Origin of the sequence: Microbispora sp. NPDC046933 (assembly GCF_040644635.1) — a bacterium.
In the GTDB taxonomy this organism is placed as follows: Bacteria; Actinomycetota; Actinomycetes; order Streptosporangiales; family Streptosporangiaceae; genus Microbispora.
In genome coordinates this window covers 23,696-36,155 of sequence record NZ_JBEYWW010000047.1, presented here as the reverse complement: position 1 = coordinate 36,155, position 12,460 = coordinate 23,696, and the positions used below count along the sequence as shown (strand labels likewise).

The window sequence follows — 12,460 nt, the reverse complement described above, 5'->3', positions numbered from 1 at the left end:
GGTGGACCGTCCGGCGCCGTGGGAGCCGGCCCCCGTGGTCCCTCTACTGGGGCCTGCTGCTCCCGTGACCCGGGGTCCGGCCAAGGCGGGCGAGGATCTGGTCGAAGCGGGAGGCCTCCGGGGCGGCGGGCACGCTCGGCGCGAACGCGGCGCCCGGCCTCTCGCGATACTCGCCGTCCGGCACCGCCAGGGCGATCGGCCAGGCGGCCTCGGCCAGGTCCGGGTCGGGGTCGTAGGCGATCCCCAGCGTGCGGGCGACGTCCCACCCGTGGACCAGGTAGTCGACGAAGTGGAAGCCGATGGCGTGCACGGCCGGGAACGGCGCGTCCACCCGCAGCTCGGGCAGGACGAACCCGCGGTCGAGCACCCCCTCGGCCGCGAAGGCGGCGGTGACGCGCTCGGCCGCCGCGGCGTAGGCCCAGACGGGGTCGGGGGCGGGCCGCTCCCGCCACACGTCGGGGTCGGCGCCTCGGCCCTCCGCCGCGGCGGCGAAGCCGAGGTGCTGGGCGGTCATGTGCGTGAGCAGGTCGGCCAGGGTCCAGCCCGCGCAGGGCGTCGGCCGCTCCAGGTCGCCGGGGCGCACCTCGGCGACCACGTCGACGCTCGCCTGCACGGCTCGCCGGTCCAGTTCCCGGATGTCCATCTCTCCTCCATACGATAAGCGCACGCAGACGATATGCACATGCTTATGTTCTGTCAATCCCTAAGCTGTGGGCATGTCCGACCGCCCCGATCTCGCCGCGATGACGGCTCCCCTGACCAGGGCTCTGATCGCCGCCGAGACCCCGATCCTGCGCGAGCACGGCCTGTCGATGTGGGCGTACGTCGTGCTCCTGGGCCTGGACGAGCGGCCGGTGCGCACGCAGGCCGCGCTGGCGGAGTCGATCGGCGCGGACAAGACGCGCATCATCCGCGTCCTGGACGACCTCCAGCGCAGGGGGCTGATCGAGCGGAGCCCGGACCCGGCCGACCGCCGCGTCCGGCTCCTGTCCATCACCCCGGAGGGCCGCCGCGTACGGGACGGGGCTCAGGCGGGCATCCGCCGGATGGAGGAACGTCTCCTCGCCCGGCTGCCCGACGGCGACAGGGAGGTGTTCGTGCGGGTGCTGCGGGCCCTGTCGGCCCTGCCCCCGCGGGAGTTCGGGCCGGACCCCGCTAGCGCGTCCCGCCCCGGCGGCCCGTGAAGCCGTGCCCGAGCGGCGGGCCCAGCCGCAGCTGGAGAGCCGGATAGCGGGGCGCGTCGAACCCGAAGGACTGATACAGCTCGATCCCGTACGACGTGGCGTTGAGGTCGATCGTCCGGACCTCGGTCTCCGTGCGGTACCAGCCGAGCAGCGCGTCGAGGCAGGCGCGGGCGAGGCCGAGGCGGCGACGCCGCGGGTCGGTGCAGATGTTGAAGACGTGGCCGTGCAGGCCGCTCGGGTTCGTCGGCCCGGGGGCGTGGGGGTCGCAGGTGCCCGCCGCGCAGCTCACGACGCCGAGCTCCGGGTCGTCCACCACGAACGCGGCGAAGTCCACCGGATCGCGCAGCCGCCGTTCGAACCACTTCTCGGCCGCCGCCCGCCAGGGCGCGCCCTCGTCCCCGACCTCCGCCCCCATGTCCTCCAGCATCACGGCACGCAGGCGGACGAGGGCCGCGGCGTCCGCCGCTCCCGCCCGGCGGACCGCGGTCCCCGAGATCGTCATGGTCCTCATTGTGGCCGGGCCTGAGGGCCGGCGCGCGCCCTCGATCAGGCCGTGGCGGCTCCGTTCTCCGCTGCTCCGTTCCCCGCTGCTCTTTGCTCCGTTGCTCTTTGCTCCGTGACGGCGCTCTCCGCGGCGGCCACGACGTCCCGCAGCCGGCCCATCGCGAGGTAGATGCCGAACACGTCCATGTAGTCGCGCGTCTCCACGATCTCGCCGTTCCGTACGCGCAGGGTCAGCAGGCCCGTGGCCCTGAAGGGCCGGCCGTCCGGGTCGACCCTGCCGGTGCCCTCCCACTCCCCGGTGACGACCTCGGGATCGGCCGCCTCGTGGACGACGACGTCGTGGATCTCGGCGAGCCGTACGGGGCTCGCGCCCCACGCCGCGCGGTAGAGAGCGCGGATCTCCTCCCGTCCCTCCAGGCGGGCGGGGAACAGCGGCGCCCGGAACGGGAACGTGTGGACGGCGTCGGCGGCGTAGAGATCGGCGAGGTCGTCGGCGGACCTGTCGACCATCGCCCGGTGATAGCGGGCCAGGACCTCGCGCGGGGTGGGTTGCATACGAACGACTCCATTTCACTCAACAGTTGTTGACTCAACGACTGTAGAGCGAATGGGCCGATATGGTCAACGCCGGTAGAGTCGTCGCGTGGAGGGGACGCCGACGAGCCGGGCCGAGCGCCGGCGCCGCACCGAGGAACGCATCCTGTCCGCCGCGCGGGCGATCTTCGCCGAGCGCGGCTTCCAGCGCACGACGATCCGGGCCGTGGCGGCGGCGGCGGAGGTCGATCCCGCCCTGGTCATGCAGTACTTCGGGTCGAAGCAGGAGCTGTTCGAGCAGGCCGTGCGGATCCCGTCGATCCCGCCGCTGGACGGCGAGCTGGAGCCGGTCGAGGAACTGCTGGGCAGGATCGGCATGAAGATGGGGCCGCTGCCCCAGGCGACGCTGGCGATGATGCGCTCCATGCTCACCCACCCCGACGCCGCCGAGGAGGTGCGTGGCAAGCTCGACGGCCAGGTGGCGCAACTGGCGGACGCGATCGGCCCCGACGACGCCGAACTGCGGGCGGCCCTGATGGTCAGCACGATGCTGGGCGTGACGATCGCCCATCAGCTGCTCGGCCTCACGGCCCTGCGCGGCGCGTCCCCCGAGCGGATCGCCGAGACGCTCCGCCCGTCCCTGCGCGCGCTCGCCGACGGCTGAGCAGGCCGGTAGGGCTACGCTTCGCGGGCGTCGAGAAGCTCCTCCCAGTGCTCCTCGGCCCATGCGCACATCGCGTTCAGCGGTTCGATCAGGCTGCGGCCGAGCGGGGTCAGCGCGTACTCGACCCGCTGGACCGGCCCGGGGTGGGCGGTGCGCAGGACGAAGCCGTCGCGTTCGAGGCCGCGCAGCGACTGCGTGAGCACCTTGGCCGAGATGCCCCGCAGCGGGACCCGCAGCTCGGAGAAGCGTCGCGGCCCGTGCTCCAGACAGCGAATGATCATTCCCGACCACTTGTCGCCGACCCGGATGGGCATCAGGTCGGACGGACAGAGCGGATCGAACATGTCCGGGTCGAGCGGTTCGGTCACGGCGACCAAACTAACCGGTGACCCGGAGGTAACCGACCACCCGGATACCGTCCGCTGCTGGGACCGGCCGCAGGGGCCGGTCCCGGTGGAGAGGGGTGCGCGTGAGCGCGATCGTGGTGTTCGGAGCGGGCGGCAGGGCGGGCCGCGCGGTGGTGCGGGAGGCCCGCGAGCGCGGGCACAGGGTGACGGCCGTGGTCCGCGACCCCGCCGCGCACGTCTTCCCGGAGGAGAGCCGGGGCCTGGAGCCGGACGAGGTCGTCGCGGGCGACGTCACGGACGCCGACGCGATCGCACGCATCGCCGCGGGTCACGACGTGGCGGTCAACGCCGCCGCCGACCTGGCCGTCCCGCCGATGGAGTTCTTCCCGGCGGCGGCCCGCGCGCTGCTCGGCGGGCTGGAGCGGGCCGGCGTCCTTCGGCTGATCGCGGTCGGCCTGGCCACCGGCCTGCGGACCGCGTCGGGCACGCTGCTGATCGACACGCCCGGCTACCCGCAGGAGTACCGCGAGTTCTGTCTCGGCCACGCGGCGGGCGACGCCGTCCTGCGCGAGGCCGCGACCCCGCTGGACTGGCTGGTGATCAGCCCGTCCGGGGACTTCGACCATGACGGGGCGCGCACCGGGCGGTACCGCGTGGCGCCGGCCGACGCCGGGAGCCGGATCTCCTACGCCGACCTCGCGGTCGCCGTGCTGGACGAGGTGGAGCGGCCGCGTCACCACCGTGTCCACCTCGGCGTCGAGCAGGCCTGACCACCGCCGAGATCGGTGTGACGGGCGTGATTAGAGCGACCTGCCGGGGGCAGTGCGGCTGCCGTGATCATCTCGGCTTTCCCCGGCGCTCGGCGAAGCGAGCGGGGGCTCTGTCCGGCCTGCGTACGTGAGCTGTTCGACTCGGCCGGCCGTCGGTACATGTATCCGCTCGTCTGCTGCGACGACTGCCGGCCGCCCGCCGCCGAGGCGCCCTCCGCCGTCCTGTGCGAGGACTGCGGACGGGAGTGCCGGGAGCCGGACGTCCGCAGGTCCGCGTCCGCCGCGACGGGCTGCGCGGCCTGCGGCCCCGGCCTCCGGTGGGAGGCGAGCACGGGCGCGGACGCGCTGGCGGCGGCCGTCGCGGCGATCGGGGCCGGGGGAGTGGCCGGCGTGCACGACCTGTTCGCCGACCAGGTCGTCTGCGACGCCGGATCGGAGCAGGCGCTGGCCCGCATGGACGGGGCCTCCGGCCCGGTCCGCGTGCTGGTCCGGAACGTCTCGATGGCCCGGGAGGTGGCGAACCTGTCCGGTCCCGACATCCGCGCGCTGGTCGAGCGCGCCGAGCGCGCCACGCTCGTACGGCTGCGCGAGCCGGTGCTCCCCCGGGCCGTACGGCGCGCGACGCCCGACGTCGACCTGTTCCTGCCCCGCACGCCGCTGCAGTATCTGCTCACCGCGCGCCTGGACAACCCGCTGGCCGTCTGGGACCGGTCGGGCGAGCGCGCGGACGAGTGGCCGTGCGACGGGACGCTGACCGTGAGCGGGCTGCCGCGCGCCGGGCGTCAGCGCTGGACGGCGGGGCTGCCGGCGCACCTGGATCTGGGCGGGGCCTCCTCTCCCTTCGTCAGGAAGGAGCCGGTCGCGAGCCCGGCGCCGTCGCCCATCAGCACCCCCTAGCGCGTTACGACCTGGTGCGGCACGGCGCGGGCACTGCCACGGCACCGCCACGCGGACCAGCCGGGACGCCTCTCCGGGCCCGGCCGGTGCCCCGTGCTCGGGGCGCGCCTGTGCGGGGAAGCGACTGCCGCGCCGGCGGAAACCGATCTACGATCGACGAATGCGCGATCGTCCCCAGAACGACCGCGATCACCCGAAGACGGCCACGGGCGGCCCGCAGGGCGCCCGGATCGGGGCGCAGGGGGCCTGGCTCGGCCATCCGGCGACCGTCGTGGCGGTCGGCGTGCTGATCGTCAACGACCGGGTGCTGAAACCCCTGTGGCCGGGCGTGGTCACCGGCAAGCTCAGCGACCTCGCCGGCATGCTCGTCGCGCCCCCGCTGCTGGCCCTGCTCGCCGCGTACGCGGCCCGGATCACGCGGCGCGTCCCGCTGGGGGACCGCACGGCCGCGGGGGCGATCGCGCTGACCGGGGCGCTGTTCGCCTGGATGAAGACGACGGGGACCGGCGCGGAGGCGGCGACCCGGGCGTGGGCGGTGCTCGTGCCGTCCTCGCGGGTGCTGGCCGACCCCACGGACCTGCTCGCCCTCCCGGCCCTGGCCGTCGCATGGCTGGTGTGGCGGCGCGCGGCTCGTCCGGCGGCCCGGGACCTCCGGCGGGCCCGCGCGCTGACGGTGCTGCCCGCCGCGGTCTTCGCCGTGACCGCGACCAGCGCGGTGCCCGCCTCGTCGTCCGCCCGGGCGGTGGAGGTGCGTCACGGGGAGATCGTGGTGGCGGTGGCCCCTGACGGCGCCACGATCGCCACCGGTGACGCCGGGAGATCCTGGCACGAGTGGAAGGGCTCGCCGTCGCCGTCTCCGGTGACCCGGGCGTGCGTGCCCGCCGAGCCGGGGCGCTGTTACCGGGTCACGCCGAACCGGCTCAGGGTCGAGCAGACCACCGACGGGGGAGCGACCTGGACGGTCGCCTGGGAGATTTCCAGAGGCAGGCAGGGCTGGCTGGACCGGGGCTACGAGAATCCCGATCCGTACGGAGAGCGCAGCGATCGGGCCGCTTCGACGGCCGTCGCGGTGCAGGCGGTGCCCGGCGGCCACGTCGTGGCCGTGGCGAACGGGACCGACGGGGTCGTCATGCGCGATGCGTCGGGACGGTGGCGGCGGCTGGGCTTTCCCGCGTACGACCCGGAGAGGGCACTGCTGTCGGAGGACGCCGCCGCTCCTCTCGCGTCCCCCGGGGAGCGGATCGGCACCGAGTTGGGGGTCGCCGTTCTCGTGGCGCTCGCGGCGCTGCTGGCGGCCCTCGGCACGAGGGCGGGAGCGCGCAGGTGGCCGGTCAGGTTCGGGATCTGCGCCGCGATCATGTGGACGAGCGTCCTGCTCGTCGTGACCGCGGACGGGATGGCCACCCGCCTCGCGTCCCTCGCGCTCTTCGTGCCCATGTTCGCGGTCGGCGCCGCCGGCGTTCTCGCCGTCTGGCTGCGGTCGCGGCCGAGGTGGACCCGCCTCCTGCTCGCCGCGCCCGCCGCGTTCGCCGCCGTCTGCCTGCCGTTCCTGGGCTGGAGTATGGGCCTGCCCGACGACTACGGCGTCGCGGTGCTGCTCGCGGTCCTGCTCTGCACGGCGGTTCTGGTCGTCGCCGTACGCGCCGCCGTATGGGCGCGGGCGCGCACGCGGAGGGAGCGGGCCCCGCACATTCCCCCCGCGTGACGATCCGCGTGATCCGATCAGGCGTTGGCGCAGATGGCGTAGACGCTGATGCCGACGGTGTCGTAGTAGTTCTGCCGGCCGAGCGCGATCCATCCGGTGCCGTCCGCGGTGGGGAAACTGCCCACGAGGACCGCGTCGTTGCCCTGCGCCTCGCCGCCGCCGCCCACGGCACGCTTGCCCTTGGGGCAGTACACGGTGCGCCGGGTGAAGTTCGGCACGTTCATGTTGGGCAGCGTGACGACCTGGTAGCCGTCGACGACGGCGCGGGACGTGGTCTGCGGGCCCGCGTCGGCCAGCGCGGTCGCGCCCGCTCCGGTGACCGTCAGCCCGGTGAGGACCAGCGCGCTCGTCGTGATTGCGTGAACAAATCGCACGTAAAAGCTCCGTTGTGTCGAAAATGACCGGATTTCGAACCGAAGAATCGGGTGTGATCGGCGCGAACGCCGTCCCCGCCGGTTCCGTCGCCACATCTACCCTTGATCGTCTCCGGTCACACTCGGCAATGTTGTGTTTACTCCTTGTATTTGAGACGTCTACTTCGCCATGACGTGAGGTCACGGACGTCCATGCGGGTGCGGCGCGGCGCCGAGGGCGGCGGTTCGCCTGTGGGTACGTTCCTGCTCGGGAGGATCGCCATGAGAAAGATCGTCGCTGTCGCCGTGCTCGCTGCGATGACCATGCTCGGCACGGTCGCCGCGGTCGCCTCGGTGGCCGCCGGGACCGGCGGCCACCCGAGGACCGGCCCGTGGGCCGGGAGTCCGCCGCAGGCGCCCGCGCCGCCCAAAGGGGGCGTGAAGCGGCAGGAGGTGAGCCAGAAGCAGTACGACATCCTCATCGGCCAATGCCGCTACCCGAAGACGTCCGAGGCGCGGCAACGCTGCCGCACGCAGGTGCGCGAGCAGTACAAGGTGGGCGCCTTCAACCCGAACCTCGACTGCCGCACGTACTCCGGGATCAGCGTCTGCGGCGTGCTCGAACTCAGCGCCGCGCAGCGCTCCTGCGTCGACGAGTCGGTGAGCGGCGGGCTGACCCGCCGGCGGGCCGAGGTGGAGTGCTACGCCTTCCGCTGAGGCCGCCCTTTTCGGCGAAATCTCCGGCCGAACCTAAATATTTGGCCAAACCGCAACTATCCGTGATCTACCCTGCGGGGGTGGACGCCAACAGTCAGGGTGCCGCCGAACTCCTGGAAGCGCTGATGCGAACGGCGGCGCGGTTCAGCGAGATGGGGCGGTCCGTCTCCCGCGACTTCTTCCCCCACGTCCGCGTCGAGCCCGTCTCCGACCTGGCCGGGCCCGCCGTACGGCTCGGCGCCGCGCTGGCGCTGCCGGGGCACGACCTCGTGTTCGAGACCGCCGTCGCGGTCGGCGGCGGGGCGTTCAGCGTGCGGGGCGACCTCGTGCTGGACGGCGAGGAGAAGATCCTGGTCCTGCCGCCCGTCGAGACCGCCGATCCGGTGGCGTGCGCGGCCATGCTGGACCGGTACGTCGACGAGCTGACGACACCGGCCCGCTGGCACGTGCAGCGGCTCCTGGAGTCGTGCGAAGCCGGCTCTTGAGAGCAGGGCGTCGTGCGGAGCCGGCTCTTGAGAGCAGGGTGTCGTGCGGAGCCGGCTCTTGAGAGCAGGGCGTCGTGCGGAGCCGGCTCCTGAGCGTTCACAGCGCCTGGAGTCCCTGGATCACCTCGCGGAGGATGCGTTCCTCGGGCAGCTGGGCGACCGTGGCCTGCGGCCGTGCGGTGATCAGCTCCTGGTCGCGCAGGTCGCTCAGCAGGATGCGCACGACGTTCAGCGACAGGCCCATCTCCGAGGCCAGGTCGGCCACGGAGGAGGGGATCCGGCACAGCTGCAGGATCCGCCAGTGCTCGGGGGCCAGCCCGGAGACCCCGCTGTACGCCGCGGGAGCCGTCCTGATGATGGTCATCAGGTCGAAGTCGGGCCCGGTCGGGCGGGTGCGGCCACGGGTGAGCGTGTAGGGACGCAGCAGCGGCCCGTCCTCGTGCTCGGTCACGAGTCCTCCTGGGCGCGTTCCCAGCCCGCCTGGAAGGAGGAGAACAGATCGCCCCGCTCCTCCTTGAGCTGCGGCGCCAGGTTGGCCTGCCGCACCCGGCGGGGCAGGGAGTCCCCGGCGGCGCCGCCGATCGGCGGCGTGAGGGCCAGGGCTGGGGGCGGGGTCTCCGGCTGGGCGAGGCGCTCGACCGCCGGTTCCCTGGTTTCGTTCTCCACCACGATCTCCTGCGGCAGCAGGAGCACCGCGCTCGTCCCGCCGTACGGCGAGGTGCGCAGGGAGACGCGGATGTTGTGCCGCCGGGCCAGCAGCCCGACGACGAACAGCCCGAGCCTGTCGCTGTCGGCCAGGTCGAACTCCGGTGGGTCGGCGAGCCGCGCGTTGAGGTGCGCCAGCTCCTCCGGGGGGATGCCGAGCCCGCGGTCCTCGACCTCGATGGCGAAGCCCCGGGCGACCATCTCCCCCCGGACCTGCACGCGGGTCTGCGGCGGGGAGAAGACCGTGGCGTTCTCGATCAGCTCGGCGAGCAGGTGGACGACGTCGGTGACGCTGCCGCCCGCGAGCGAGTATCCGTGCGGCATGTTCACGTCCACCCGCAGGTAGTCCTCCACCTCCTCGGTGGCGGCGCGGGCCACGTCGTACAGCCGGACCGGGTTGCGCCAGCCGCGGCCGGGCACGGCGCCGGACAGGATGATCAGGCCCTCCGCGTGGCGGCGCATGCGGGTGGTGAGGTGGTCGACGCCGAACAGCCGTTCCAGCAGGTCGGGGTCGGTGATTTCCTTCTCCAGGCCGTCCAGCATGCCGAGCTGGCGCTGCAGCAGCGACTGGCTGCGCCGGGCCAGGTTCAGGAAGACCTTGTTGACGCCCTTGCGCAGCTCGGCCTGGCCGACGGCCGCCTCGATCGCGGTGTGTTGCACAGAGGTGAACGCGCGGCCGACGTTCTCGATCTCGACGGTCTCGCTGGCCTGGACCATCGGCGGTGTCTCGGCCGCCACGTCGACGTCCTCGCCGCGCCGCAGCCGCCGTACGAGGTCGGGCAGCCGCCGCCCGGCCAGGTCGGCCGCGGCCCGGTGCAGGGTGCTCAGCTCGCCGGTGACCGTCCGGGCGAACCGGAAGGAGATGAACGCGGTCGCGAGCACGGCGGCCAGGCCGAGCGCCCCGACGATGCCGATGTTCCAGAGCACACCCTGGGCCAGCGGCACGGCGCGGGCGGCGGTGGCGTCGCTGGCCGTGTTGGTCGTCTCGGTGAGCTGGCGGGTCAGGGCCTGGGCCGTCGTCGGCCAGGCGATCGCCTCCGGCGGGAGCGGCTGGCCCGGCCGCACCCTGGCGATCACGTCGTCCTCCAGGGAGACGAACGACGTGTAGACCGCGCTGGAGTTCAGCGTGCCGAACTGCTTGAGGAGGCCGGCGTCGAGCTGGCTCGTGCCGAGCTGGTAGAGCAGGCGGCGCTTGCCGACCATGCCGGAGAAGGCGTCCCGCTCGTCCTGCGTCATCCGCCCGGACGCCTGCGCGCCCAGCACGAGCGCGGACTGCTGGCTCACCACCTCGCGGCTGCGGGTGATGAGGATCAGCGCCTTGGTCTGCTCGACGATGTCGATGTCGGGGGAGATCATCAGCCGGTCGTAGACCTGGTGGGCGGTCTCGACGACCGCGCTGTACTCCTCGATCGCGTCGAGCCGGGTGAGCCGCTGGTCGTCGATCTGGCCGCGCAGGACGTCGAGCCGGTCCATCTGCCTGAGCAGGTCCTGGACCCGGTCCCACATCGCGGGAGGCGTCTCGTCCCGGGCCTGCTCCGACAGGCGGGTCAGCAGGACCGCGGTGGCGTCGGTCTTGCGGCGCTGCACCTGGAGGTCGGTACGCAGCGTCGTCGTGCGCCAGGCGAGATAGCTCACCGACACGAAGCGCTCGCTCTGCAGCTCGTTGATGGCCTCACTGACGGGATAGACGATGTTGTCGTACACCTTCTGGATGCGCAGGAGCTGCTGCCCCTGCTCGATGGTCAGGGTGGCGGCGAACCCCCAGATCACCACCAGGGCGGTCACAGGCACCAGCAGGATCGCGAATATCTTGAAGCGGATGGACCGTTTCCGACCAGCCATCAGACCTGCCCGTCGGTTACACATGTGTTAACAGTGGCGAAACCATAGCAATCCGTGAGCTGGGCCACCAGGGATCGTTCCTAACGACTTGGGCCACAGCCCCATATCAGGACAGTCTCGACGTTCCGGAAGAAAGCTCTTGCTGATTGCTGTCTAATTGTCAGACAATCGATGCATGAACTCCAGATCGGGCCCGCTCGCGGTCGTCTCGGCGGCCGTGCTGTGGGGGACCGCGGGCGCCGCGGGCACCCTCGCCGCCGCGGGCTCCGTCTCGCTGGCCGCGGCCCGCCTCGTGCTCGGCGGGGCCCTGCTGGGCGCGTTGGCGCTGGCCACCCATCGTCGGACCCGCCATGGGAACGTTCCGGCGGCCGGAAACGCGACGCGCTGGGCGCTCGTCCTGGGAGCCGCCGCCGTCGCCGCCTACCAGCTGTGCTTCTTCGCCGCGGTCGGCAGGACGGGCGTGGCGATCGGCACGGTGGTGGCCATCGGCAGCGGCCCGGCCTTCACCGGGCTCCTGTCCTGGATCGTCGGGCACGAGCGGCCGAGCGGGCGCTGGGCGCTCGCCACGGCCGCCGCCGTCGCCGGATGCGCGGCGCTCGTCACCGGCGGGGGAGGGGGAACAGGTGGCGCCGACGCGGGAGGCGTCGCGCTCGCCCTCCTCGGCGGGCTCCTGTACGCCTTCTACGCGGTCGTGGCGGCCCGGGCCATCGGCGGGGGCATGGAGTCGGGGATCGTCATGGGCGTTCTCTTCGGCGGCGCCGCCGTGCTCATGCTGCCGGTCCTCGCGCTGACCGGGCCGGCCTGGCTCGCGCGCCCGGGCGGCCTGCTGACCGCGCTCTACCTCGGCTGCGCGACGACGGGGCTCGCCTATCTCCTGTACGGCAGGGGCCTGCGCACGACCCCGGTCGCCACGGCCGCCACGCTCGCGCTGGCCGAGCCGGCCGTCGCGGCCCTGCTGGGCGTCGTGGCGCTGCGCGAGCACCTGTCCCTCGTCTCGTGGGCCGGTCTGGTGCTGCTCGCCCTGGGGCTGGTCGTGGTGGCGCTGCCCGCCAGGACGCTCACGCCCGACGCCCCCGCACCCGAGACGCCGAAGGCGCCGTCCGGGAGCCGCCACTAGGCTCGGGTCCGTGACCACCCTGAGGCCCGTCTCCACCGTCGAGGCGCTCGCCGCCGCGCTGCGCGAGCGGGTGCTGTCCGGGGACATCGAGCCGGGGGCCGCGCTGCCCGAGCAGGAGCTGTCCGCCCGGTACGGCGTGGCCCGCCCCACCGTGCGGGAGGCGCTGGCGCTGCTCGTCCACGAGGGACTGCTGCGGCGCGAGCGCAACCGCAGCGCGTACGTCCCGGTGATCACCTCCGCCGACCTGGCCGACCTCATGTACGTGCGCGGGCCGCTGGAGGAACTGATGGCGCAGGCCGTCGCGGGGCGCCGGGTGACGGCGGCGGAGGAGGCGCTGGACCGCCTGTCCGGCCTGCCGCCGGGCGCGCCCTGGGCGGCCGTCGTGGCCGAGCACATGGCGCTGCACGAGGCGCTCGTCGCCGCCGCCGGAAGCCCACGTCTGGAGCGCCTGTACGCCACGCTCGCGGCCGAGACACGGCTCGGGCTGGCCGGGCTCAGGCACGCGTACGAGGAGGATCCCCGCGAGCTCGCGGCCGAGCACGCCGCGCTGCTGCGCGTCATCGCCGAGGGGCCGGCGGACGCGGCCGTCCAGGCGATGCGCGAGCACCTGCGGTGGCGGCACGCCTGAGCGCCCGC

16 protein-coding genes are annotated in these 12,460 nt (G+C 73.4%); 9 read left to right on the top strand and 7 right to left on the bottom strand.

The features are described 5' to 3' along the window. Positions 1–43: 43 nt before the first annotated feature. A complete protein-coding gene (locus ABZ857_RS39360) occupies positions 44–643 on the bottom strand; it encodes a TIGR03086 family metal-binding protein (protein WP_357054380.1) in 600 nt (199 codons plus the stop codon). Positions 644–716: 73 nt separating this feature from the next. Between ABZ857_RS39360 and ABZ857_RS39355 the strand changes: the two genes are divergently transcribed. Then, the gene (locus ABZ857_RS39355; RefSeq protein ID WP_357054377.1) at positions 717–1,184 is read left to right on the top strand and encodes a MarR family transcriptional regulator; all 468 of its coding nucleotides are present in this window, start codon (positions 717–719) and stop codon (positions 1,182–1,184) included. On the opposite strand, the gene ABZ857_RS39350 is transcribed toward ABZ857_RS39355, so the two are convergent. Together ABZ857_RS39350 and ABZ857_RS39345 are read right to left on the bottom strand one after the other, a co-directional pair. Continuing rightward, on the bottom strand, positions 1,156–1,686 hold the full coding sequence (locus ABZ857_RS39350) for a GNAT family N-acetyltransferase (RefSeq protein ID WP_357054374.1): 531 nt from the start codon (positions 1,684–1,686) through the stop codon (positions 1,156–1,158). The genes ABZ857_RS39355 and ABZ857_RS39350 overlap by 29 nt on opposite strands. Before the next feature lie 44 nt (positions 1,687–1,730). Beyond that, positions 1,731–2,243, bottom strand: a complete 513-nt coding sequence (locus tag ABZ857_RS39345; protein WP_357054371.1) for a nuclear transport factor 2 family protein — start codon at positions 2,241–2,243, stop codon at positions 1,731–1,733. 88 nt (positions 2,244–2,331) lie between these two features. On the opposite strand from ABZ857_RS39345, the gene ABZ857_RS39340 reads away from it, so the two are divergent. Continuing rightward, entirely contained in the window at positions 2,332–2,886 is a 555-nt protein-coding gene (locus tag ABZ857_RS39340; protein WP_357054369.1) for a TetR family transcriptional regulator, read from the top strand. Between the two features lie 14 nt (positions 2,887–2,900). Here ABZ857_RS39340 and ABZ857_RS39335 read toward each other — a convergent pair whose 3' ends face one another. Beyond that, entirely contained in the window at positions 2,901–3,254 is a 354-nt protein-coding gene (locus ABZ857_RS39335; RefSeq protein ID WP_357054366.1) for a helix-turn-helix domain-containing protein, read from the bottom strand. A gap of 101 nt (positions 3,255–3,355) precedes the next feature. Between ABZ857_RS39335 and ABZ857_RS39330 the strand changes: the two genes are divergently transcribed. The 3 genes from ABZ857_RS39330 (at position 3,356) to ABZ857_RS39320 (ending at position 6,605) form a co-directional block, all read left to right on the top strand. After that, on the top strand, positions 3,356–4,003 hold the full coding sequence (locus ABZ857_RS39330; RefSeq protein ID WP_357054363.1) for an NAD(P)H-binding protein: 648 nt from the start codon (positions 3,356–3,358) through the stop codon (positions 4,001–4,003). Positions 4,004–4,066: 63 nt separating this feature from the next. Beyond that, entirely contained in the window at positions 4,067–4,900 is an 834-nt protein-coding gene (locus ABZ857_RS39325; RefSeq protein ID WP_357054360.1) for a hypothetical protein, read from the top strand. Between the two features lie 160 nt (positions 4,901–5,060). Then, positions 5,061–6,605 carry a hypothetical protein gene (locus ABZ857_RS39320; RefSeq protein ID WP_357054357.1) on the top strand — a complete coding sequence of 515 codons (1,545 nt, stop codon included), beginning with the start codon at positions 5,061–5,063 and terminating at the stop codon, positions 6,603–6,605. Positions 6,606–6,622: 17 nt separating this feature from the next. Here the strand turns inward: ABZ857_RS39320 and ABZ857_RS39315 are convergent, their stop codons facing one another. Continuing rightward, entirely contained in the window at positions 6,623–6,979 is a 357-nt protein-coding gene (locus ABZ857_RS39315) for a hypothetical protein (RefSeq protein ID WP_357054354.1), read from the bottom strand. A gap of 261 nt (positions 6,980–7,240) precedes the next feature. Between ABZ857_RS39315 and ABZ857_RS39310 the strand changes: the two genes are divergently transcribed. Both ABZ857_RS39310 and ABZ857_RS39305 read left to right on the top strand, forming a co-directional pair. Then, a complete protein-coding gene (locus tag ABZ857_RS39310) occupies positions 7,241–7,675 on the top strand; it encodes a hypothetical protein (RefSeq protein WP_357054351.1) in 435 nt (144 codons plus the stop codon). Positions 7,676–7,755: 80 nt separating this feature from the next. Next, on the top strand, positions 7,756–8,160 hold the full coding sequence (locus tag ABZ857_RS39305) for a hypothetical protein (RefSeq protein WP_357054348.1): 405 nt from the start codon (positions 7,756–7,758) through the stop codon (positions 8,158–8,160). A gap of 97 nt (positions 8,161–8,257) precedes the next feature. Here the strand turns inward: ABZ857_RS39305 and ABZ857_RS39300 are convergent, their stop codons facing one another. Both ABZ857_RS39300 and ABZ857_RS39295 read right to left on the bottom strand, forming a co-directional pair. Further along, on the bottom strand, positions 8,258–8,611 hold the full coding sequence (locus tag ABZ857_RS39300) for a DUF742 domain-containing protein (RefSeq protein WP_357054345.1): 354 nt from the start codon (positions 8,609–8,611) through the stop codon (positions 8,258–8,260). Next, on the bottom strand, positions 8,608–10,707 hold the full coding sequence (locus tag ABZ857_RS39295; RefSeq protein ID WP_357054342.1) for a nitrate- and nitrite sensing domain-containing protein: 2,100 nt from the start codon (positions 10,705–10,707) through the stop codon (positions 8,608–8,610). The genes ABZ857_RS39300 and ABZ857_RS39295 overlap by 4 nt, the downstream gene beginning before the upstream one ends. A gap of 175 nt (positions 10,708–10,882) precedes the next feature. Here ABZ857_RS39295 and ABZ857_RS39290 point away from each other — a divergent pair, with 175 nt between their 5' ends. Continuing rightward, positions 10,883–11,824 carry an EamA family transporter gene (locus ABZ857_RS39290; protein ID WP_357054339.1) on the top strand — a complete coding sequence of 314 codons (942 nt, stop codon included), beginning with the start codon at positions 10,883–10,885 and terminating at the stop codon, positions 11,822–11,824. A gap of 10 nt (positions 11,825–11,834) precedes the next feature. After that, complete coding sequence (locus tag ABZ857_RS39285; protein ID WP_357054337.1) at positions 11,835–12,452, top strand: GntR family transcriptional regulator; 618 nt, start codon at positions 11,835–11,837, stop codon at positions 12,450–12,452. Positions 12,453–12,460: the final 8 nt, after the last annotated feature.